This is a genomic window from Pseudodesulfovibrio tunisiensis (genome assembly GCF_022809775.1).
GTDB lineage: Bacteria > Desulfobacterota > Desulfovibrionia > Desulfovibrionales > Desulfovibrionaceae > Pseudodesulfovibrio > Pseudodesulfovibrio tunisiensis.
This window is the reverse complement of sequence record NZ_CP094380.1, coordinates 2752398-2773662: the sequence shown is the minus strand read 5'-3', so window position 1 is coordinate 2773662 and position 21265 is coordinate 2752398. Positions and strand designations below refer to the sequence as shown.

Sequence of the window (21265 nt, the reverse complement as noted above, 5' to 3'; positions counted from 1 at the left end):
ATGGCGGACAGATACCTGATTCCGGCCCGGTCCCACCGGGTCGAGCAAACCATCAAGCGCAGCCGTTTTCTGGCAACCGCGACCCATGCCCCGAGCGCGGACGAAGCCAGGGCGTTCATCAACGCGATCAAGGCGGAATTTCCGGATGCCACCCACAATTGCTGGGCGTTTGCAGCCGGGGCTCCGGGCGACACGGCCAGCGTGGGCATGAGCGACGACGGCGAACCACACGGCACGGCAGGCAGGCCCATGCTCAACACGCTCCTGCATTCGGACGTGGGCGAAATCGCGGTGGTGGTCACCCGATATTTCGGCGGTACAAAACTCGGCACGGGCGGACTGGTACGCGCCTATTCCGGCATGGTGCAGGCGGTTCTGGAAACCCTGCCCACGCGCGAAAAGGTGGAGACCGTCACCCTGCTCGCATCCATGCCCTACAATGCGGTCACCCGGTTCAAGCTCCTGCTCCCGGACCATGAGGCCGAGGTTCTGGAGGAGACCTACGGCACGGACGCGGAATTTCTCCTGTCCCTGCCCGAGGAACGCGCAGACGGCTTCCGGCTTGCCCTGACCGAGCTCACGGACGGCAGAGGAACCGCCGAGCCGGTCTGATTCCCGGCCATGCGCGGAAAACCGTTTCCCGCGCATGGTTGCACTCGGCCACGAAATATGGGTATCCTATAGGAAATCATCGCATTACGGAGACGAACCGCTAGCCCAAAGAAGGTGACATGGCCAACAGGAAACTCCGCGCCATCTACAAGGACCTCACCGACAGCATAGACACCGCAAGGGAAGCCGCCCTGTTCGAAGTCAAGGAACTGAAACAGGATCTCAACGAACTGCAACGGCACCTTTCCGGCCGAAAGAAATCCACGGACATTCAATCCGACGACATCATCCGCTCGGCCTATGAAATCGCCCACCGCCTGCGCCACATGCGCACGCAGCAGGCCGTGCTGGCCCGCATGCAGGACGTGGCCGACGAGACCGAAGCCCTGACCTATCTGGAATCCCGGGGCGCAAAGCTGCTGAAGAAGCCTGCGGGCTGGCATTTCCAGACCACGCAGGAACGCTTTCTGCTTCACGAGAACGATCCGGTGGCGGCAGCCGCGGAACTGCGCCGGCTTCTGGCTGCGGGCAAACGCAGAAAACGGCCTGCCGGCAAAGCAAAAGCCGCCGCCAAAAAGTAGCCGCGATTTCCCTTGACTTGCCCGGCGGGGTCATTATTGGTTTGCATACCTTGCAACCCGTAACCCTTTTATCGAGAATCCAATGATCAAACGCATTCTTTCCGCCGTGCTCGCTCTGGGCATGGCCGTCATGCTCTCGGGCTGCGGCTACAACGCCATGCAGCAGAACGAAGAGGAAGTTTTCGCCGCATGGGGCAATCTGGAAGCCGCGCTCCAGCGCCGCGCCGATCTGATCCCGAATCTGGTGGAAACGGTCAAGGCTGCGGCCGCCCATGAAAAGGACACGCTCACGGCCGTGACCGAGGCCCGGGCCAAGGCCAACCAGACAAGAATCTCCCCGGACATGCTCTCGGACAAGCAGGCGCTGGCCAAATTCCAGCAGGCCCAGAGCGGCCTGTCCTCGGCCCTGTCCCGACTCATGGTCGTTGTGGAACGCTATCCCGCCATCAAGGCCAACCAGAACTTTCTGGGGCTTCAGCACCAGTTGGAAGGCACGGAAAACCGGATCACCGTGGCGCGCACCCGATACAACGAAGCCGTGAAGAAGTTCAATTTCTCCATCCGCAAATTCCCCAACTCCCTGACCAATTCCATTGCTCTCAATCTGGAGCGCAAGGAATTCTATCAGGCTGACGAGGGAGCCAAGACCGCGCCCAAGGTCGATTTCGGCGGCAGCAAGAGCTAGCCGTCCGGAATCCGGGACACGGCCTTCACGCCTGTCCCGAGACCTGCGCCAACCTTTTTGCGCGGCTCCCCGCCTTCGGGCGGGACGGGCCGCCGGGGGAACCCATGCAGCAAAAACACACCATGGTGGCGGCACCGGCCGTTCTGCTGGCCGCCATCCTGCTTCTGGGCGCAACGCAAGCCAGCGCTCTGGACGTGCCGCCCCTGAGCGGGCGCGTCAATGATCATGCGAACATGATCTCGCCCCAGGCCCGGCAGCAGCTCGAACGCCAGCTCGCGGAGCTGGAAGCGTCCGACTCCACTCAGGTGGTCGTTCTGACGGTTCCCTCACTCGAAGGCGACAATCTGGAAAGCTTTTCCATCCGCGTTGTCGAGGCATGGAAGCTCGGCCGGAAGGACAAGGACAACGGCGTGCTCTTTCTGGCCAGTCGGGATGATCGCAAGATGCGCATCGAGGTGGGCTACGGTCTGGAGGGCGTGCTCACGGACGTCCTGGCCGGGCGCATTCTGGACCTCGCGGTCAAGCCCCGGTTCAAGACCGGAGACTTTGACGGCGGATTCCTGGTGGGCGTGCAGGCCATCGGCATGGCCGTGCGCGGGGAGTTCAAGGGCACGGCCCAGACGGTTCGCAAGAAGAAATCCGGCGGCGCCCTGCCCCTGATTCTGCTACCTCTGGCATTCATCGTGTTTTCCCAGATGTTCGGCGGACGCAGGCGCGGCGGGAGCAGCGGTCTGCTCGGCCTGCTCTTCCTGTCCTCCATGCTGGGCGGCGGGCGCGGACACGGCTCGGGCGGCGGTTTCGGAGACGGCGGTTTCGGCGGATTTTCAGGCGGTGGCGGCGGCTTCGGCGGCGGCGGAGCCTCGGGAGACTGGTAATGGGAGGCGGCATGAAAGACCTGGCACAAACATTTCTGACAACCGAGGAACAACGCAGGCTCGTCCAGTGCGTGCAGGAGGTCGAGACGCGCACGGCCGGAGAGATCGTCCCGGTCATTGCCGGGAACAGCTACGACTATCCCCGGGCCTCGGCTCTGGGCGCACTGCTCATGGGCACCCTGTGCGGCGTGCTCGGGACCCTGCTTTTCGACCATGAGGACATGTGGTTCTTCCTCGGCCTGTTTCTTGGCGCGTATGCGCTCTCCTACTATCTGCTCTCCCTGCTGCCCATGCTCAAGCGGCCGCTGATAGCCCGGCGCGAGATGGACGAGGAGGTCGAGGAGGCGGCCATCACCACCTTTTTCCGGCACGGCCTGTTCCGCACGCGCGACGAGACCGGCATTCTGATCTACGTGTCCGTGTTCGAACGCAAGGTCTGGGTACTGGCGGACCGGGGCATCAATGAAAAGGTCGATCCGGCCGAGTGGAAGGAAGTGGCGGACATGGTCACGCGCGGCATCCGCGAGGACCGGCCCGGCGAAGCCCTGTGCGAAGCCGTGGCCCGATGCGGCGAGATCATCACCGAACATTTTCCGGTGCGCCCGGACGACGTGGACGAACTGCCGAACCTGATCGTGGAAGGGAAGTAGTCCCGGATTTCACGCAAACGCCACGGCATCGCCGTATTGCTGCAACACGGCTCATGTCTTCTGTACCCGGAGGTATGGAAGCATGAGCCGTTTTCTCGTCCTGATCGCGATTCCGGCCCTTCTGGCCGTGCTCGCCTGTCAACGCATCCGGCAGGGCACCAGCCCGAATGCGGACCTGCTGGCCGAGTGCTACGGCTGGCTGGAATCCGGCCCCGAGGATTCGGAGGGTTCGAGGTAGCCGTCAAGCACGGTCTCGTAGTCGACCTGGCTCCGTGCACGCTCCAGAGCGCGGGCATAATCGCGTACGACCGCATCCGGCACATCGGGATGAAACACGGTAAAGAGTCCGACCTTTTCCCCGGGCACATCCACCACGCGAAACCGTTCCACTTCCGCCTTCCCGGCCCCGTAGACAATGGATGCCCTGTCCGGCGAGAACACGGCATCCACCCTGCCCTGAACAAACTTGCGCAGGTTCTTTTCCGTGGCGTATCCTCCGGCAATCAGATCGAAACGGGCCTTGCTGCGACGCAGAAACGGAACGATCCACGCGCCCTGCACGAACCCGATGCGCATCCCGTCCACCTGTTCCGGGCGGGTGAGCCCGCCGGTCAGCGCGCCGGACCGCACCAGCAGGGCGGGCCGCATGAATCCGAACGGTTCGGGCGGATAAACGAACCGGCCCTGTCGCTCCCGGGTTCTGGCCAGCAGCAGCACGGCATCGTACCACCCTTCCTCGAACCGGAACATGAGCCGGGAAAACGGAATCGGCCCCTGAATCAGCACCGAGGCGTCCATGTGCGGGGCAATGTGCTTCGACAGGTATTCCACGGCGGCACCGGCAGGTTCGCCGGACTCGCCGCGCATGGCGTGGGGCTCGAATGCGAAAAAGCCCACCACCAGATCATCCCGGGCCCACGAAAGGCCCGGGGCAAAGAACGCCGCCACGCACAGCAGAAAGAACAGGACCCCGAAAACGGGACGATTCCGCATTGAAACAGGATAGGCGAACGCCGCATTCCGGTCAATACGCCCACCCCGGCAAGGAGATGGGAAAACATGCCAACCCCGCTTTTCTTTCCGCGCGCAATCGGGTAACTTTTCCCCAGACCGGGTCAAGAGTACATCCCCTTCTCCCGATCGCGGACATTTGACCCGAGCACGCACCACCGCATGACACACACCCGACACAAAGACAGCCCGGAACCGGACAGGGCCGAAGACCTTTTGCAGCGCATCCCGGACGCGTTCCGGGGCACGTTCATGGCTGCGGGCATTCCCATGGCCATCCGCAATCTGGACCTGAAGCCGATCATCGTGAATCAGGCCTATTCCGACATCTACGGCTACGGTCCCGAGGAATTTCAGGCCATGGCCGTGAACACGGTCCTGCCCGTGGAGACCTACCGCCTGTACATGGACGAAATCCGGCCGCGCGTACTGGAGGGCGGCTACTGGGAAGGCGAGTACCGCCTGCGGGACAAGGAGGGCCGCCCCTTTGCGGTCTGGGCCAGATTCGACCCGGTCACGGATGATTCCGGGGCCACAACGCACGTGGTTTCGGTCATGCGCGATGCGTCCGCAGCCATGCGGCTGCGCAACGCCCTTGCCCAGACCGAACGCCACCTGAACTTTCTCACGGCCAATGCCAGCGACTGTCTGTTCCGGGTGCGCTTTTCGGACGGACGGTACGACTTCGTTTCCCGGACCGTGGAAACCATGACCGGATACCCCCGGGAAAGGTTCCAGACCACGGATGCCATGCTCCTGACCATCACCCCGAGAAAATGGCGGCCCACGCTCATGAAATGGTGGGCCGAACTGCAACAGGGCAAGGTGCGCCCCTCCTATGAATCCCCGGTCCGACACAGGGACGGGTCCACCCGCTGGATCAACCAGCGCGTGGCTCTGGAGCACGATCTCCACGGCATTCCCATTGCTGCGGAAGGCATCATCACGGACGTGACCGAACGCAAGGAACACGAGGAGGCGCTTCAGGAAAGTGAAGCCCGGTTCCGTTCCCTGTTCGAGGACTGCCCCATCTCCCTGTGGGAGGAGGACCTTTCCGGCCTGAAAACCCATTTCGATACACTCCGGGCCCGGGGCGTCACCGATTTCCGCAAGTTCTTCACCGAGAATCCCGACGAACTGGCCACCTGCGGCCCTCTGGTCAAGGTCGTGGACGTGAACCGGGCCACTCTGGACATGCTCAGGGCCGATACCAAGGACGAGCTTCTGGGCAATCTGGACAAGGTGTTCACCGAGGAATCCATGGACACCTTCCGCGAGGAAATGATCCTCCTCGCCTCGGGCGGCACAGCCTATTGCGGAGAAATCACCCACCGCACCCTTGCCGGGGAAACCATCTGGGTCATGGTCCATTTTTCCGTGCCCCCGCAGTATCGGGACAAGCTCAGCCGCGTGATCGTCTCGCTGCAGGACATGACCCCGCGCAAACGGGCCGAACTCGCCCTCAAGTATTCCGAGGAACGCTACCGCGTACTCGTGGAAAACGCGCGGGAAGGCGTGATGGTCATTCAGGACAGCGAGGCCAAGTTCGTGAACGAAGCCCTGCACTCCATGCTGGGGTACAGCCCCAGCGAGCAGCTCGAACTGCTGCCGGGCAGATTCCTGCATCCGGACGACCGGGAAACCGCAACGGAACAGGCGCACCTCACCCTGCAGGGCAGAAAGCAGGGACCGCTCGGCCCGTTCCGCATCCAGACCCGCGACCAGTCCCGGAAATGGGTGCACCTGTCGGTCAAGCCCATTGTCTGGGAAGACCGCCCGGCCCTGCTCAAGATCGTGACGGACGTGACCGAACACAAGGAGCTGGAAGAGGAACTCCGACGCGCCCACGCCGAAACCGAGCAGCGCGTGTGCGACCGCACTGCCGAGCTGGACGCGGCCAACGCCCATCTGCGCGACGAGATTGCGGAACGCAGGCAGGCCGAAGCCCAGATTCTTTCCCTGACCCAGCAGCTCCTGCGCATTCAGGAAAACGAACGCCAGCGCATTTCCCGCGACCTGCACGACAACGTGGCGCAGGACCTGTCCTCCATGGTCATCGGCATGGCCACCCTGTTCGACGGGTACGACGACATTCCCGATGAGGTTCGGCAGCGCGGAGCGGCCATTGCAAACGTGATGCGCCAGTCGGTTTCCTCGGTGCGCCACATTGCCTATGGCCTGCGCCCCCCGTCCCTGGACCAGCTCGGCCTGTCCCGGGCGATTTCCCGGCATTGCAACGACGTGGAGGAAAAGTACGGCCTGCGGGTTGACTTTTCCGCTGCCGGGGTTGACAAGATCAGATTGGATTCCGACACGGAGATCAATGTATTCAGGATGATACAGGAATCCCTGAACAATGCGGTCAAGCACTCGGACGCGAACCGGGTCAAGGTGCGCGTGCTGGGCAGCCATCCGGACATTCTGATCCGGGTGGAGGATGACGGCCGGGGATTCGACGTGAAGCAACGCATGGCTGACGCGGCCGAGGAACACCACATGGGCCTCAAGAGCATGGAAGAACGCGCCCGACTGCTGGGCGGCACCATGAACATCCGCTCCCGGCAGGGCGCGGGCACCAAGATCGCATTCCGAATTCCGTACGAACATCCGAGGAGGCAGCCCTGACATGGATATCATGATCGTGGATGACCACCCCCTGTTCCGGGAGGGTCTCAAGACCATCATCAGCCGCGACCCGCGCTACCGCGTGGTGGCCGAGGCAGGCAACGGCAGAGAGGGAGTGGCCCAGGCCCGGGAACACAGGCCGGACATCGTGCTGGTGGACATTTCCATGCCCGGCAAAAACGGCATCCAGATGATCCGGGAACTCAGGGACGTGCTTCCGGCAGGAAGATTCATCATCATCAGCATGCACTCCGAGGCCGACTACATCGTGGAGGCGTTCCGGTCCGGTGCTTCCGGCTACATGGTCAAGGAATCCGCCGCATCCCAGCTCCTGCGCGGGCTGGACACGGTCGCGGCCAACGAACTCTTTCTGGACAACGCCCTGTCTCAGGAGGTGGTATTCAAACTCCTTCAGAACAGACAGAATCCCGAGGCCTCGCCCGAGGACACCTATTCCAGCCTCACGCCCCGGGAGCAGGAGATCATGCGCATGCTGGCCGAAGGCATGTCCACCAAGGAGATTGCCGGGGCCCTGTTCATCAGTCCCAAGACCGTGGAAAACCATCGTTCCAACCTGATGCGCAAGCTCGGGCTGCAATCCACGTTCGAACTCATCCGCTACGCGGCCCGGCTCGGCCTGATCGATCTGGACACCTGGACCATCTGACCGCCTCGCAACCACGAAAAGCCGCCTGTCGTACATCCACGGCAGGCGGCTTTTCTTTTGCGTTCCAAGCAGACGCGTCAGGCGTGCCGTCCGACCACCTCTTCCACGAGCATGGGCAGCATGGTCCCGGCCTTGCCCTGAAGAAAGATGTCGGTGGTGCCGCGCGTGTACCCGGTTTCCTGCACGTTGATCTCGATGACCGTGGCCCCGGCATTGGCGGCAACCCGGGGGATGCGTCCCGCAGGCATGACCTCGCCGCACGTGCCCACCACAAGGCACACGTCCGCCTTTTTGGCCAGCCTGGTGGCCTCGGTGTGCACGTCAAAGGGGATGGCCTCGGAAAAGAACACGAAATCCGGCTTGAGCAGCCCGCCGCAGTTCGGGCACGGCGGAGGCAGGGTTTCCAGCGAAATGGACGCGGAATCGAAGAACATGCGGCAGTCCATGCACTGCATGCGACGCGTGGACCCGTGATACTCGTACACGGTGCGCGACCCGGCGGCCTGATGCAGGCCGTCTATGTTCTGGGTGATCACTGCCGCAAGTCTGCCCATGTCCTCCAGCAATGCCAGTGCCTGATGCGCGGGATTCGGCTCGGCCCGGGCCAGCTCGTCGAAGAATATCTTCCTGAGCAGGGGCCACACTTCTTCGGGATGTTGTCGGAAATAGTTCTTCTCGAACTTTTCCGGATCGTATCTGGACCAGATGCCACCCGGTCCCCGAAACGGGGGGATGCCGGATTCCACGGAAATTCCGGCCCCGGTAAAGGCTATGGCCAGCCGGGCCTGTCCAAGAATCCGGGCCGCGTTTTTCAAGGCGTCATTGGACATGTTCCTTCTCCGAATAATGTGGTGTCGGAAACTTTCCGATCATCCACTTTCCATTTCAAAACGGGCTGTTGAGATCGCGACGATTCCACCTCTATGCATGTTGTCCGGCCCAGGCCGCAATATCCCCGGCCGACATGGCCCCGGACTGGCGAGCCACTTCCCGGCCGCCCCGGAACAGGATCAGGGTGGGCACGGACCGGATGGAAAACCGCGCGGCAAGCGCCTGCTCCTGCGAGGTGTCCACCTTGGCCAGTCGCATTCGCGGATACAGATAGGCTGCGGCCTCGCCAAACTGCGGCGCCATCATCTGGCACGGACCGCAGGTCGGGGAAAAGAAATCCACAAGCACGGGCACGTCGGAACGGCCCACCTGTCTGTCAAAGGAATCCCGAGTCAGGGACAGGGGGGAAGGCTGGAACAGCAGGGAACCGCACTTGCCGCAGGTGGCCTCGGGCTCCCTGCCCTGCGCCACGCGGTTCACGGCGTTGCAGGAAGGGCAGACAATATGCTGGGTGGTCATGACATCTCCTGTGGTTTCCCTGAATGATAGGCTTTTTTCACGCCGAAGCAAGGGAAACGCCCGTATTCAGCCGCCCAGTCCGGCCAGAATCCCGCGCCGCAGCCGGTCCAGAAGCCGTACCGAATCCTCCACGGAATCCGGAAACGCGGCAGGCTCCAGCTCCAGCGTCAGATACCGCTGATACCCGCGCTGCGCGAGCCGGGCCAGAAAATCGGCCAGAGGCAGACTGCCGGCCCCGGGCGTGAGATGTTCCTGATACCCCTTGGCGTCCGAGTAGTGCACGTTGAACAGCAGGCCTTGCGGCACCTTGTCCAGCGCCGCAAGCACGTCCCGACCGGACACGCCCATGTGACACACGTCGAAGGTCAGACCCACGTTCTTGTCCCGGCACTGATCCATGAGCCGTTCCAGCGGGTCGCGGGCAAAGGGCGAAGCCTCGGCCCACGGCATGTTTTCCAGCGAAAACTCCACCCTGCCCTTGGCATCCAGCAACAGAGGCAGGTCATGCGCCTTGGCAAACCAGCGGTTCTGCACCAGCGCGGACAGCCGCGAACCGGGCGGATGCATGGTCACGTGGGTGGCACAGTCCAGTGAATTGGCAATGTTCGTGGTGGCCTTCCACGAATTGAGCATCCCGCCCCATCGGGTCCAGTTGCGGAACGGCGCGTGCAGGCTGCGCACCGGACAGATGCCGGACACGCGATCCAGCTCCGGCCCCGGAGCCAGATCCGGAGAATTCACGATCAGTTCCAGCCCGGCGAATCCCGCTTCCCGAGCCATGGACGCGATGGAGGGCAGCGGAAGATGAAACAGGCTTCCGGTGGAAAGCAGCAGAACAGGGCCTGCCGATGTTGCCGACGAGTCGCTCATGCTCCCCCTGTCCGATGATGCGCGCCCACGCGCAAGGATAATTCCGGGGAAAGGCGTTCCCTGCGCGGTGAACGGCTATTGCCCTTCCGCAGCCTCCCTGTCCCCGCTCTCCCTTTCCGCATTCCTGCTGCCGAAGAGTGCGTAATACCCGCACGGCACCACGATCAGGGTAAAGGCCGTGGAGGCGACCAGCCCGAAGATGAGCGCCCATGCCAGCCCGGAAAAGATCGGGTCCAGCGTGATGGGCCATGCGCCGAGCGCGGTTGTCAGGGCCGTGAGCACGATGGGTCGCAGCCGCACGGCCCCGGACAGGGTGATGGCCTCGCGCAGCGGAGTCCCCTGCGCCATGGTCTTGCGGATGAAGTCGATGAGCACCACGGAATTGCGGATCACGATGCCGCCCAGCGCGATCATGCCGATCATGCTGGTGGCCGTGAAGAACACGGGATCGGCATACCCGCCGACCTCGGTCCCGGCCACCACGTTGAGCAGCCAGAACCCGGGCAGGATGCCGAGTACGGTCAAGGGCACTGCGGACATGATCAGCAGCGGCAGCAGAAACGAGCCGGTCTCCGCCACCAGCAGAACGAAAATGCCGAGCAGGGCCGCAGCATTGGCCAGACCGAGGTCGCGGAACACGTCCAGCGTGATTTTCCACTCCCCTTCCCCGGCCCAGTCCACGGACACGCCCGGGGGCATGGGATCGTCCCGAAGCCGGGATTGCAGGTCGAGCACGGCCTCGCCCGGCGGGATTCCCGCGGTCTCGGCAAACACGTAGGCCACGCGCTTCAGGTTCTTGTGCTGGATGGGCTGGTCCTCGACCCGCTCCACGAACTCGCCCAATTCGGCCAGTGGTACCATGCTCCCGGTCGGAGTCTTCATGCGCAGTTCGCCCAGCGAATCCGGCCCGGTGCGCAGGGATTCGGGCAGAATCACGCGCACTGGCAGGGGCTGGCGTTCATGCGGCTGGTGCACGTGCGCCACCACGTCCCCGGACAGGGCCATGCGCAGCGCGTCCACCACGTCCGAGGCCGACACCCCGTGCAGGGCCGCCTTTTCCTTGTCCAGCACGAAATCCACCATCATGCGCGGGGCCTCGGCAGACACGTCCACGTCCACCACGCCATGCTGCTCCCGCATGAGCCCGGCCAGATGCTCTGCCCCGGCCAGCAGCACTTCGTGAGCCAGCCCGGGCGAGCCGTACACCTCGGCCGTGAGCGTTGCCATCACGGGCGGTCCGGGCGGGGTCTCCACCACCTTGACCACGGCGCCATGACGGTCGGCAATGGCCTGCAGATCGCGCCGCATGCGCAGGCCGATGGCATGGCTCTGCTCCGCCCGGTCCGACTTGTCCGGAAACCCGATGCGGATGTCCGCCAGATTCGACTGCGTACGCCAGAAATAGTGACGGACCATGCCGTTGAAATCCATGGGCGAGGGATCGCCCGCATAGGTCACCACGCTCGTGACCTCGGGCACGGTGCGCAGATACGCCTCGAAGTCGCGTACCACCCGGTCCGTACGTTCCAGCGACGTACCCTCGGGCATGTCCACCACGAGTTGCAGTTCATTCCTGTTATCAAACGGCAGCATCTTGAGTGGCACCAGCCGGAACACCACGAGCAGACCGCAACCGACCAGTCCGAGCACGATGCCGCCCAGAAGCAGCCTGCGGTTGCGCGGCGCGCCCAGAAACGGGGAAATCAGGGCCGAATACACGGCGAGCAGACGCGGACTGGCCTGCGGAGTCTCGACCCGGGATGCGGCTACCTGTGCGCTCGGGGCGCGGTTCTTCAGCAGCAGATACGCCATCCATGGCACCACGGTCAGCGCGGCCAGCGTGGAAAAGGTCACGGTCAGAGGCACGTTCGCGGCCATGGGCGCCATGTACGGCCCCATCATGCCCGTGATGAAGAACAGGGGCGTGAACGACACGATGATTGCCAGCGTGGACATGATCACGGGCGGCAGCACCTCGCGCACCGCGTCCAGCGTCGCATCCAGCGGTCTCTTGCGGCCCATGAGAATGTGCCGCTGGATGTTGTCCACGTTGGTGATGGGATCGTCCACCACCAGCCCGAGGGACAGGATCAGCGCGAACAGGGTCACGCGATTGATGGTATATCCGAGCAGCAGGTTGGCAAACAGGGCCAGGGAAAAGCTCATGGGCACGGCCAGCGCCACGACAAGGGCCTCGCGCCAGCCAAGGGCAAAGGCGAGCAGCGCCACCACCGTGACCACGGCAAGGGTCAGGGACGTGAGCAGCTCGTTCACCTTGGCCTGTGCGGTCTCGCCGTTGTTGCGGATCACTTCCATGCCCACGCCCGCAGGCAGAACCTCGGCCCGGAGCCGTTCCAGCCGCTCCAGCACGGCGTCGGCAACCGCAACCGCATTGGTGCCCTTCTTCTTGGACACGGCCAGTGTCACGGCAGGCCGCGACGGCTGCGCATCCTCCCTGCCCAGCGCGGACAGATACGCATCGGAAAAGGATATCCGGGAATAGTTGTCCGGCTCCTCCGGACCGTCGATCACGTCGGCCACGTCCCGCAGATACACGGGCCTGCCCTCGAACACGCCCACCACAAGGTCGGCGGCATCACTGGCCGAAAGCAGGAAGGACTGACTCACCACGCGGGTCTCCCGATCCCGGTTCACGAAGGTTCCGGCAGGCAGGGAGCGGTCCGCGCCCCGAAGCGCGGCAGCCACTTCACGAGGCGAGACATTGAACCCGGCCATGCGGTCCGGGCGGATGGTCACGCGCACCTCGCGGCTTCGGCCCGAATGCAGGCTCACCCGCGACACGTCCTCGGTCTCGGCCAGCCTGTGAAACAATTCCTCGGCCATGCGCCGCAACGCATGATCGTCATACTGGTCCTCGTAGCCATGATCCGCGTACAGGGTCACGACCACGATGGGCACGTCGTCGATCTCCACGGGCTTCACGCCCCAGCCCGAGACAATGCCCGGAGCCATGTCCGCGTTCTTGAGGATGGTGTTGTGCAGCTTGATCAGGGAATCCTCGCGATCCTCCCCCACGAAGAACCGCACCGTGGCGGCCGCGGAATCCTTGCGGGAAATGGAATACACGTATTCCACGCCATCGATCTGCCAGAGCAGCCGTTCCAGCGGCGCGGTCACGAGTTTTTCCACCTCCTCGGCGGACGCGCCCGGCACCTGCACCACCACGTCGGCCATGGGCACCACGATCTGCGGTTCCTCCTCGCGCGGCGTGAGCAGCACCGATGCCACGCCCAGAATCAGCGAGGCAAGGGCCAGCACAACGGACATGCGCGAGGTCAGGAAATAGCGGACAATGGACGGAATCACGCCGCGCGGGCGATCGGATTCGCCGGTCATGACCGCCCTCCGCCCACGCCAAGGGTTTCGCCGCCGGACAGGCCGGACAACACCTCGATGTCGTCGCCGTGACGCTCGCCGGTGCGCACGTAGGCGTTCCGCCAGCCCGATTCGGTCCTGATCATCACGGTCTCAAGCTGGCCCACGCGGGTCACGGCCCGGTCCGGCACAAGCACGGCCTCGGTCTCGCCCACCGGAACCATGAGTCTGCCGAACATGCCGGGATACAGCCCCGGAGCCGGCGGCAGGCCGACCTTGACCAGAAAGGATCGGGTCACGGGATCGGCAAGGGGTTCGATCTCCTCCACCATGCCGCGCAGGTCCCCTTCGCCCTCCAGCGCGGACACGATCACGGGCAGGGTATCGCCGATGCGCACCCGGGCGATCAGCCCTTCGCGCACCATGGCTTCCAGCCGCAGGGAACCGCCGGTCTGCAACACCAGCAGAGGCTTGCCCGGAAACGCCAGATCGCCGGGTTCGGCCTCGCGCCGGGCCACTTCGCCGTTTTCCTGAGCGCGGATCGTGGCATATCCCAGATCGATTTCCGCCTGCTGCACCAGTTCGGAGGCCTCGGCCACGCGGGCCTGCGCCCCGGTCACGCCGTCCCCGGCCTGTCCCAGCGCGGCTCTGGCCTGAGCATGGGCGGTTTCCGCCTGTTCCATTTCCTCGGCAGTGACCACCTTCTGCTCATGCAGACGGCGCATGCGCTTGTACGTGGATTCGGCCTTGGTTGCCGTGGCCCTGGCCGAGGCAAGTCCGTCCCGCGCCTGTCCCAGCGCACTTCCGGCCGAGGCAAGGGCCTGACGTGCGCGTTCCAGCCGGGATTCCAGAGCGCGGCTGTCCAGCTCCACAAGCGGATCGCCCTTGGCAACCCGATCCCCGGGGCGAACCAGCACCTTGAGCACCCGGCCCGTGACCTGCGCCTCCACCCGGGTGTCGGTCTTGGCCTGCACCGTACCCACGGCCTCGTGCCAGCGTGGCAACCGAACCAGCCGGGTTTCCACGGTTTCCTCGGGCGCGTAGGTCCGGCCTTCGCCCTTCACGGCCTCCGGACCATTCCCGGAGCAGGCCGTCAACGCGGCAATCAACAACAGACAACAACAAGCCGACCGAACATGCATTACGGACATCCCTGTTTGCATTTGAAACACATCGTTGCAACACACTGCTTCCCCTGACGTTACCTTGTCCTGCGCGGGATGAAAAGAGGATTGACGGATTTGCGGAGTTCTCCCGGCCGTATCAACAACACGAAAAAACAATCTTTGATTCGATACCGACTTGCTGTATTGTTCCTCTGTTCATCACTTCATTCGCCCCGAGCCGGGGCAAGGAGGACGCCATGTCCCGCATACGTCGAGCCTGTCTCGGTCTCGCCCCCCTGTTCACTCTTCTGGCAACAGCCGGAATCGCGCTGGCCGAGGAAAGCACCAAAACCACGGCCACCAGCCCGGACGCTCTGGGCGCTGCTGCGGACATCCTGATCAAGGTCTTTGTTCTGGCCACGGTGCTGGAAATGGCCTTCACCACGATCTTCAACTGGAAATTCTTTCTGGAACGGTTCCACGACAAGGGGTGGAAAACCCCGATCATGGTGATCACCATCTTCTTTCTTTGCAGAAACGGAGAACTGCACCTCTTTTCCCGGATCATCACCGAGCTGTTCGGCACGGGGCATCCGGTGAACACAAACGTGGACTGCATGCTCTCGGCCCTGCTTCTGGCCGGCGGCAGCGGCGGCATCAACACCCTGTTCACCAAATTGAAGATGCGCGACCCCAATGCAGTGCAGCAGCGCGCCGATCATCTTCAGGCGGCACTCAAGGCGCAACAGGCCGCAAAGAAGTAACGGAGGGAACTTCATGGACACCGCAACCCTGATCCTGTTCGCCATTCGGGGGGCCGCACGTCTGGGACAGGAAGCACATACCGCGTATGTGGACATGACCCGCAACCGCGACCTGATCCTGCCCCTGCCCGGCGACGACGCCACCCTGAGCCGCAACGAGGCGTTCGCGTTCTTCCGTTCCGAGCAGGGACGGCAGTTCGTCGAGGGAAACGGCCCTGTCGCGCCCCGGTCGTGGCTGGCCCTGTCATGGCTTCGCACTGCGACCGGCCCGGCCCACATGGACGCGCATCCCGAAGAGGCGGAAAAGCTGCCTGCCCTTGCCCGCGAGGCCCTTGGCCTGATCGAAATCCACGAACGCGACACGTTCCCGCCCAATCGCTCCGGCATGTCGCGGGACGACCTTGTTGCACTGGCCTCGGTCTCGGGCTGGGAAGCCGGACTTTCCGCTGCCACGCCATTCCAGCGCATGGCCGGAACCCTTGTGGAAATCGGGGTGGACTACGCCCTGCTTGAACCCGGCCTGTTCGACACCCGATCCTCCACGGGCCGCGCCCTGCATGCGCTGGTCACCGGACTGGACAGCGTGGACTTTGCGCGCGGCAGTATGGAGGAACTTCCGGCCCGGCTCTTTGCCGTGGCTCTGGAAACCGCATCCCTGCACCCGGATGCATTCTGCGGCGGGGCCAACACCCGGGAACTGGTGGGCGCGACCGCTGGCAGACTGGCCGAACTGGTCACCGAGCGGTCCGAAGCCATTGCCGAGGATTCCAGCCTGACCGCCACCCAGAAACGCGACAAACGCACCGATCTGGGCGAATGGAGCGAACTCGTGTTCCGGGGCGTGCTGGACGCGGCAGGCTCGACCGCCCTGTCCGACCCGGGCCGATTCCTCGGGGTACAGGGCGTGGCCAGTCAGGAGCTGGTGACCGAGGTGGGCAACGGCGTACTGGAACTCATGCTGCAAGGCGAAAGCGTGAGTCTGGACCCGATATTTGCCCGGGCCGGAACCGAACGGCTGCTGCGCACTGCGCTGGACGTGGTAGCGAGGCACCCGCGTCTGGTCACGAACACGAATCAGGCCGGGGTCAACGCCATCCTGTCGTCCGTTTCCTCCGAGCTGGTGAAAAAACAGTCCCTGCTCGCCCCGGACATGGTGCCGGAAGTGACCCGGCTCATTCTGGAAAAAACCGGGGACAACCTGAACCTGCTCTGGCCGCAGGCTCCGGCCCGGCCCGAAACCAATCTGCTGATGACTGCGGCCACGGCCACCCTGTCCGCGCTCTCCGCACCGGACGGGTCTGCCCCGTGGCACCCGGACTTCACCCGGGAAGACCTGCTGTTCGTCATGGAAACCGTGTTCGACGAGGTCAATGCCAACCCGGGCTGGATCACGGACGACAACCAGTACCTGAACACGGCCCTGAAACGCGCGCTGGCCGAGACCGTGACCTGTTTCAAGCGGCAGGACGTGACCATTTCCGGGGACACTGCCGCCGTAATTCTGGCCGACGTGGTCAAGGGAGTGGCGTTGCAAAGGGAACTTCTGCACGGCATCGACTATCATGACGAAGTCAGGACCGTGGCCGGGGCAGCCATTGACGCGGTGGTCCACACCCTGTTCAAGGCCGATCCCAAGGTGAAATGGCAGTTGTGCCGGGATGAGACCCTGACCGCCATCATTTCGGTCCTGTTCGAGGAACTGGCCGAATCCAGCTCCGATGAACAGGCCGTGAGCACGCTCCGCAGCATTGCGAAAGACCTTGCCACGGAAATCAAATCGGGCCGCGCCCTTGATCTGGACGTACTCCGGACCGTGGCTCGCGAACGGCTGGGCATCAGGCCCGCACTGGAGGCATGATCATGCAGCATCGACACGCATGCACCCCTGTCCGCCTTGTCGCCGTCCTTGCGATCACGATCCTGCTCGCGGGTTGCGCAGGCATCAGCCAGCTTCGGCAGGCACAGGACGCGTTCAACGAGGCATCCGCTCTGGACCGGGCCGCATTCCATGATCCGAACGTGATTGCGGACAGCGGCGACCTGACGCAAGCCGTGACAGCGGACAACAATTCCCGCGCCCTGTACGCCAGCGCACTGGCCAGTCTGGAAAGCATGGGGGACAAGGAAACCAGGACGCTGAAACAGAACCGGCTCTACGGCACGGCTCTGACTCTCAAGGCCCTGACCTGCTGGAAGCTGGGGTTGCATGATCAGGCCATTGCCGTGTGCGACGAGGCGAGCCGCACCCCGGAGGCACTCATCAAGCGGGACCGGATTCTGCTGGACCTGCTGCCCTCGCTCGTGACGCTGGACGAAACCCTGCCTGTGTTCAAAGGCATGGAATCCGGCTCGCAGGCCGAACTGGACAAGGCCCGCACCACGATCATGAGCCTGCTGAACGAGCGCAGGCTTGCCGAGATCGATCAGGCCATTGCCGAGGCCGATGATCCGAAGCTCAAGCTCTATGCACTGGAAATCAAGCTCCTGTTCCTGAACCGCCAGTTCCGCACCGTGACACGGGCCACGGCAGTTCAGCCCGGGGCTGACGATCCCGTGGTGATCAACGCTCAAAAGGCCCTGACCGCGATGCATGCGCAGGCAAGCACCGTGAATCCGACCAAGGCGACCGAACTGGCTCTGAAGTGGAGCAGGAAATTCAACTTTGCCGTAAAAATCGAACCATGATTGCCTGAAACGCCATTTCCATGAACACGCGGCCCGGATGCGCAGCAACGCGTCCGGGCCGCTTTTCTGCGGCAAAAACGCATGAACCGATGCCCGGTCACGAGTTTTTTCCCTCTGTTCACAACAACCGCAAATCCTTGCCCGGCGCGGGATCGGACGCAGGCTTGTTTTGACAATCCGGGCAGGATGGTCTAACCACAGTCGATTCCAGCTCAACGCTATTTATAGGATTTTGAACAAATCATGGCCAACATTCAGAAAATCAAAGGTTTTGTTGATCTTTTCCCGGAAGAAGCCGCCAAGTTCTCCTTTTTGGAAGCCCAGGCCCGGGACATTTTCACCCGCTACGGATTCGGCGAGCTGCGCACGCCCATTCTGGAAAAAACCGAACTTTTCCAGAAATCCATCGGCGAAGACACGGATGTGGTGGGCAAGGAGATGTTCACCTTTCCCGACCGCAAGGGCCGTTCCCTGACCATGCGCCCCGAAGCCACCGCCGGTGTGGTGCGCGCGTTCGTGGAGTCCAAGACCCATCAGCCGGGCAGGATTTCCAAGTTCTTCTCCTTTGGTCCCATGTTCCGGTACGAGCGTCCCCAGAAGGGCCGCCAGCGCCAGTTCCATCAGCTCAATGCGGAACTCTTCGGTGCGCCCGAACCGCAGGCCGATGCCGAACTCATCCTCATGCTCAAGAGCTTTCTGAATTCCATTGGTTTGGAAAAGCTGGAAATCGAGCTGAACTCCCTTGGCTGCCACGATTGCCGCCCGGCCTACAAACAGGCGCTGGTGGACTACTACAAGTCCAAGGACAAGGAAAATTTCTGCGAGGACTGCCAGCGTCGCATGGAGACCAATCCCCTGCGCGTGCTGGACTGCAAGGTGCCCACCTGCAAGGAGCTGGTGCAGGACGCGCCCTCCATCACCGACCATCTGTGCGAGGAGTGCAAGGCGCACTTTGCGGACGTCCGGGCCATTCTGGACGACGCAGGCGCTGCCTACACGTTGAATCCCCGGCTGGTGCGCGGTCTGGACTACTACGTACGCACCACATTCGAGGTCACCAGCCACGACATCGGGTCCCAGACCGCAGTGGCCGGCGGCGGTCGCTACGACGGCCTGATCAAGTCCCTTGGCGGACCGGACTGCGCAGCCACGGGCTTTGCCTGCGGCATGGAGCGTCTGGCCCTGCTGCTGGAGGAAAAACAGCTTCAGCAACCCGACTTCTATCTGGCCGTGGTGGACAACCGCGCAGCCAATGACGCCATGCTGTTCGCCCAGCAGCTCCGGGACAAGGGCCTGCGCGGCGAGGTCAGCTACGCAGGCGGCTCCATGAAGAGCCGGATGCGTGCTGCCAACAAGTCCGGGGCAAGGACCTGCCTGATCATCGGCGGCGACGAATTCGACAACAAGACCGTGACCGTCAAGGACATGGCCGGGGAAGGCGGGCAGGAAACCATGACCCGCGACGCCTACCTGAACCAGTTCTAGACGACGCAACCACAACGACTTCCCGGGAGCCGAAAACCGGCCCTTTTGGAAAATATCGAGAGACGGAGAGAACATGTCTGACATCGAAGAGCGGGATTACGAAGAATACAGGGTGATCGAGGACCTTGGCGGCTGGCGCAGGACCCACACCAACAACCAGTTGACCGCGGCCAACATCGGCGAAACGGTCTGCCTCATGGGCTGGGTTCAGTTCCGGCGCGACCACGGCGGCCTGATCTTCATCGACATGCGCGACCGCGAGGGCCTCACTCAGGTGGTGTTCAGCCCGGAGCGCAATCACGACGTGCATGAACGCGCCCACGCCCTGCGCACCGAATACGTGCTCGCCATCAAGGGCGAAGTGCGCGCCCGGCCCGAGGGCATGGCCAATTCCAACATGGTCACCGGCGAAATCGAGGTCGTGGTCGACGAATACAAGCTTCTCAACACCTCGGAAACCCCGCCGTTCTCCATCGAGGACCGCGTGGAAGTCGGCGAGAACCTGCGCCTCAAGTACCGTTTTCTGGACCTGCGCCGTCCGTCCCTTGCCAAGAATTTCATCATCCGCAACAAGGCTGCCCAGTCCGCACGCCGCTTTCTCGACAATCTGGGCTTCCTCGAGATCGAGACCCCGGTGCTGACCAAGTCCACGCCCGAAGGCGCACGCGACTTTCTCGTGCCCAGCCGCGTGAATCAGGGCCAGTTCTACGCCCTGCCCCAGTCCCCGCAGCTCTTCAAGCAGATGCTCATGGTCTCGGGCATGGATCGCTATTTCCAGATCGTGAAATGCTTCCGCGACGAGGACCTGCGCGCCGACAGGCAGCCCGAATTCACCCAGATCGACATCGAGATGAGCTTCACCGATGAAGCCCAGATTCAGGACATGGCCGAAGGACTGGTCAAGACCATGTTCCGCGAAACCATCGGCGTGGAGCTGCCCGAGACCCTGCCCCGCATGACCTTTGCCGAGGCCATCCGCGACTATGGTCTGGACAAGCCCGACGTGCGCTTCGACCTCAAGCTTCAGGAAGCCACGGACATCTTCCGCGGCGGCGGCTTCAAGGTCTTTGCCAATGCCGAACTCGTCAAGGTGCTGCGCGTGCCCGGTGGCGGCGTGCTCTCCCGCAAGGAAATCGACGACTTCACCAAGTACGTGGAAATCTACGGCTCCAAGGGCCTTGCCTGGATCAAGGTCAAGGAAAACGGCGAATGGCAGTCGCCCATCGTCAAGTTCTTCTCCGACGAGGAAAAGACCAGGCTCGCCGAGCTGACCCAAATCCAGCCCGGCGACATCCTGTTCTTTCAGGCCGGTCCCGCAGACATCGCCAACACCGCACTCGGCTATCTGCGCGTCAAGCTCGGCGAACGCTTCGAGCTCATCGACCACTCCCAATACGCGGCCCTGTGGATCACGGACTTCCCGCTGCTCGAATGGGATCCCGAAGCCAAACGCTGGGTGGCCCGCCACCATCCCTTCACTTCGGCACAGCCCGGCCAGCTCGACACTCTGGATTCCAATCCCGGTGAAGCGCTTGCCCGTGCCTACGACCTCGTCATCAACGGCAACGAGGTCGGCGGCGGCTCCATCCGCATCCATACTCCGGAACAGCAGGAAAAAATGTTTGCCGCCCTTGGCATCGATGATCAGGAAGCCCGCGAAAAATTCGGTTTCCTCATGGATGCGCTCAAGTTCGGCGCGCCCCCGCACGGCGGCATCGCCTTCGGTCTGGACCGGCTCGTCATGCTCCTGACCGGCGCCAAGTCCATCCGCGACGTCATCGCCTTCCCCAAGACCCAGAAGGCAACCTGCCTCATGACCGAAGCGCCCGGCGAAGTCTCCAATGCCCAGCTGCGCGACCTCGGCATCCGACTGCGCGAAAAGAAAAAGGAAGAAGCCTAACCCGCTTCCAACAATATCAACGAAGAAAAGCCGTCCCTCAAGGGACGGCCTTTCTTCGTTGAT

Annotated in this window: 19 protein-coding genes; 13 read left to right on the top strand and 6 right to left on the bottom strand. The window is 63.1% G+C overall.

Annotated features, from left to right (window positions below):
- The 6 genes from MPN23_RS13320 to MPN23_RS13295 all read left to right on the top strand — a co-directional run bounded on the left by MPN23_RS13320 (nucleotide 1) and on the right by MPN23_RS13295 (nucleotide 3641).
- A complete protein-coding gene (locus tag MPN23_RS13320; protein ID WP_243544682.1) occupies nucleotides 1-612 on the top strand; it encodes a YigZ family protein in 612 nt (203 codons plus the stop codon).
- Between the two features lie 119 nt (nucleotides 613-731).
- Nucleotides 732-1193, top strand: a complete 462-nt coding sequence (locus tag MPN23_RS13315) for a hypothetical protein (RefSeq protein ID WP_243544681.1) — start codon at nucleotides 732-734, stop codon at nucleotides 1191-1193.
- Between the two features lie 82 nt (nucleotides 1194-1275).
- The gene (locus tag MPN23_RS13310; RefSeq protein WP_243544680.1) at nucleotides 1276-1878 is read left to right on the top strand and encodes a LemA family protein; all 603 of its coding nucleotides are present in this window, start codon (nucleotides 1276-1278) and stop codon (nucleotides 1876-1878) included.
- A 104-nt stretch (nucleotides 1879-1982) separates the two neighbouring features.
- Nucleotides 1983-2753: a TPM domain-containing protein gene (locus tag MPN23_RS13305; RefSeq protein ID WP_243544679.1), complete on the top strand. Its 771-nt coding sequence runs from the start codon at nucleotides 1983-1985 to the stop codon at nucleotides 2751-2753.
- 11 nt (nucleotides 2754-2764) lie between these two features.
- Nucleotides 2765-3403, top strand: coding sequence for a TPM domain-containing protein (locus MPN23_RS13300; protein ID WP_243544678.1), 639 nt, complete (start codon nucleotides 2765-2767; stop codon nucleotides 3401-3403).
- An 82-nt stretch (nucleotides 3404-3485) separates the two neighbouring features.
- Nucleotides 3486-3641 carry a hypothetical protein gene (locus tag MPN23_RS13295; protein WP_243544677.1) on the top strand — a complete coding sequence of 52 codons (156 nt, stop codon included), beginning with the start codon at nucleotides 3486-3488 and terminating at the stop codon, nucleotides 3639-3641.
- Here the strand turns inward: MPN23_RS13295 and MPN23_RS13290 are convergent.
- Nucleotides 3593-4396 (bottom strand): substrate-binding periplasmic protein, encoded by an 804-nt coding sequence (locus tag MPN23_RS13290; protein ID WP_243544676.1) that lies wholly within the window; start codon nucleotides 4394-4396, stop codon nucleotides 3593-3595. The genes MPN23_RS13295 and MPN23_RS13290 overlap by 49 nt on opposite strands.
- Before the next feature lie 180 nt (nucleotides 4397-4576).
- On the opposite strand from MPN23_RS13290, the gene MPN23_RS13285 reads away from it, so the two are divergent.
- Nucleotides 4577-7039, top strand: a complete 2463-nt coding sequence (locus MPN23_RS13285; protein WP_243544675.1) for a PAS domain-containing sensor histidine kinase — start codon at nucleotides 4577-4579, stop codon at nucleotides 7037-7039.
- Between the two features lies 1 nt (nucleotide 7040).
- Nucleotides 7041-7706, top strand: a complete 666-nt coding sequence (locus tag MPN23_RS13280) for a response regulator (protein ID WP_243544674.1) — start codon at nucleotides 7041-7043, stop codon at nucleotides 7704-7706.
- 77 nt (nucleotides 7707-7783) lie between these two features.
- Here the strand turns inward: MPN23_RS13280 and MPN23_RS13275 are convergent, their stop codons facing one another.
- From MPN23_RS13275 to MPN23_RS13255, 5 genes are all read right to left on the bottom strand, one after another.
- Nucleotides 7784-8536, bottom strand: coding sequence for an SIR2 family NAD-dependent protein deacylase (locus tag MPN23_RS13275; protein WP_243544673.1), 753 nt, complete (start codon nucleotides 8534-8536; stop codon nucleotides 7784-7786).
- Nucleotides 8537-8627: 91 nt separating this feature from the next.
- Nucleotides 8628-9056, bottom strand: a complete 429-nt coding sequence (locus MPN23_RS13270; protein ID WP_243544672.1) for a thioredoxin family protein — start codon at nucleotides 9054-9056, stop codon at nucleotides 8628-8630.
- Nucleotides 9057-9122: 66 nt separating this feature from the next.
- On the bottom strand, nucleotides 9123-9926 hold the full coding sequence (locus tag MPN23_RS13265; protein ID WP_243544671.1) for a sugar phosphate isomerase/epimerase family protein: 804 nt from the start codon (nucleotides 9924-9926) through the stop codon (nucleotides 9123-9125).
- A gap of 75 nt (nucleotides 9927-10001) precedes the next feature.
- Entirely contained in the window at nucleotides 10002-13283 is a 3282-nt protein-coding gene (locus MPN23_RS13260; RefSeq protein WP_243544670.1) for an efflux RND transporter permease subunit, read from the bottom strand.
- Nucleotides 13280-14326: an efflux RND transporter periplasmic adaptor subunit gene (locus MPN23_RS13255; protein ID WP_243544669.1), complete on the bottom strand. Its 1047-nt coding sequence runs from the start codon at nucleotides 14324-14326 to the stop codon at nucleotides 13280-13282. The genes MPN23_RS13260 and MPN23_RS13255 overlap by 4 nt, the downstream gene beginning before the upstream one ends.
- A 299-nt stretch (nucleotides 14327-14625) precedes the next feature.
- Between MPN23_RS13255 and MPN23_RS13250 the strand changes: the two genes are divergently transcribed.
- The 5 genes from MPN23_RS13250 to aspS all read left to right on the top strand — a co-directional run bounded on the left by MPN23_RS13250 (nucleotide 14626) and on the right by aspS (nucleotide 21202).
- Nucleotides 14626-15132: a hypothetical protein gene (locus MPN23_RS13250; RefSeq protein WP_243544668.1), complete on the top strand. Its 507-nt coding sequence runs from the start codon at nucleotides 14626-14628 to the stop codon at nucleotides 15130-15132.
- Nucleotides 15133-15145: 13 nt separating this feature from the next.
- Complete coding sequence (locus MPN23_RS13245) at nucleotides 15146-16990, top strand: hypothetical protein (protein WP_243544667.1); 1845 nt, start codon at nucleotides 15146-15148, stop codon at nucleotides 16988-16990.
- A gap of 2 nt (nucleotides 16991-16992) precedes the next feature.
- Nucleotides 16993-17817, top strand: coding sequence for a hypothetical protein (locus MPN23_RS13240; RefSeq protein ID WP_243544666.1), 825 nt, complete (start codon nucleotides 16993-16995; stop codon nucleotides 17815-17817).
- A gap of 243 nt (nucleotides 17818-18060) precedes the next feature.
- On the top strand, nucleotides 18061-19302 hold the full coding sequence (gene hisS / locus MPN23_RS13235) for a histidine--tRNA ligase (protein WP_243544665.1): 1242 nt from the start codon (nucleotides 18061-18063) through the stop codon (nucleotides 19300-19302).
- A 73-nt stretch (nucleotides 19303-19375) separates the two neighbouring features.
- Nucleotides 19376-21202 (top strand): aspartate--tRNA ligase, encoded by a 1827-nt coding sequence (gene aspS / locus MPN23_RS13230; RefSeq protein ID WP_243544664.1) that lies wholly within the window; start codon nucleotides 19376-19378, stop codon nucleotides 21200-21202.
- The last annotated feature ends 63 nt before the right edge of the window (nucleotides 21203-21265 follow it).

Bases quoted from the DNA above. Each gene is read 5' to 3' on its own strand.
- MPN23_RS13320 (WP_243544682.1), top strand. From the start codon at position 1: ATGGCGGACAGATACCTGATTCCGGCCCGGTCCCACCGGGTCGAGCAA.
- MPN23_RS13315 (WP_243544681.1), top strand. From the start codon at position 732: ATGGCCAACAGGAAACTCCGCGCCATCTACAAGGACCTCACCGACAGC.
- MPN23_RS13310 (WP_243544680.1), top strand. From the start codon at position 1,276: ATGATCAAACGCATTCTTTCCGCCGTGCTCGCTCTGGGCATGGCCGTC.
- MPN23_RS13305 (WP_243544679.1), top strand. From the start codon at position 1,983: ATGCAGCAAAAACACACCATGGTGGCGGCACCGGCCGTTCTGCTGGCC.
- MPN23_RS13300 (WP_243544678.1), top strand. From the start codon at position 2,765: ATGAAAGACCTGGCACAAACATTTCTGACAACCGAGGAACAACGCAGG.
- MPN23_RS13295 (WP_243544677.1), top strand. From the start codon at position 3,486: ATGAGCCGTTTTCTCGTCCTGATCGCGATTCCGGCCCTTCTGGCCGTG.
- MPN23_RS13290 (WP_243544676.1), bottom strand. From the start codon at position 4,396: ATGCGGAATCGTCCCGTTTTCGGGGTCCTGTTCTTTCTGCTGTGCGTG.
- MPN23_RS13285 (WP_243544675.1), top strand. From the start codon at position 4,577: ATGACACACACCCGACACAAAGACAGCCCGGAACCGGACAGGGCCGAA.
- MPN23_RS13280 (WP_243544674.1), top strand. From the start codon at position 7,041: ATGGATATCATGATCGTGGATGACCACCCCCTGTTCCGGGAGGGTCTC.
- MPN23_RS13275 (WP_243544673.1), bottom strand. From the start codon at position 8,536: ATGTCCAATGACGCCTTGAAAAACGCGGCCCGGATTCTTGGACAGGCC.
- MPN23_RS13270 (WP_243544672.1), bottom strand. From the start codon at position 9,056: ATGACCACCCAGCATATTGTCTGCCCTTCCTGCAACGCCGTGAACCGC.
- MPN23_RS13265 (WP_243544671.1), bottom strand. From the start codon at position 9,926: ATGAGCGACTCGTCGGCAACATCGGCAGGCCCTGTTCTGCTGCTTTCC.
- MPN23_RS13260 (WP_243544670.1), bottom strand. From the start codon at position 13,283: ATGACCGGCGAATCCGATCGCCCGCGCGGCGTGATTCCGTCCATTGTC.
- MPN23_RS13250 (WP_243544668.1), top strand. From the start codon at position 14,626: ATGTCCCGCATACGTCGAGCCTGTCTCGGTCTCGCCCCCCTGTTCACT.
- MPN23_RS13245 (WP_243544667.1), top strand. From the start codon at position 15,146: ATGGACACCGCAACCCTGATCCTGTTCGCCATTCGGGGGGCCGCACGT.
- MPN23_RS13240 (WP_243544666.1), top strand. From the start codon at position 16,993: ATGCAGCATCGACACGCATGCACCCCTGTCCGCCTTGTCGCCGTCCTT.
- hisS (WP_243544665.1), top strand. From the start codon at position 18,061: ATGGCCAACATTCAGAAAATCAAAGGTTTTGTTGATCTTTTCCCGGAA.
- aspS (WP_243544664.1), top strand. From the start codon at position 19,376: ATGTCTGACATCGAAGAGCGGGATTACGAAGAATACAGGGTGATCGAG.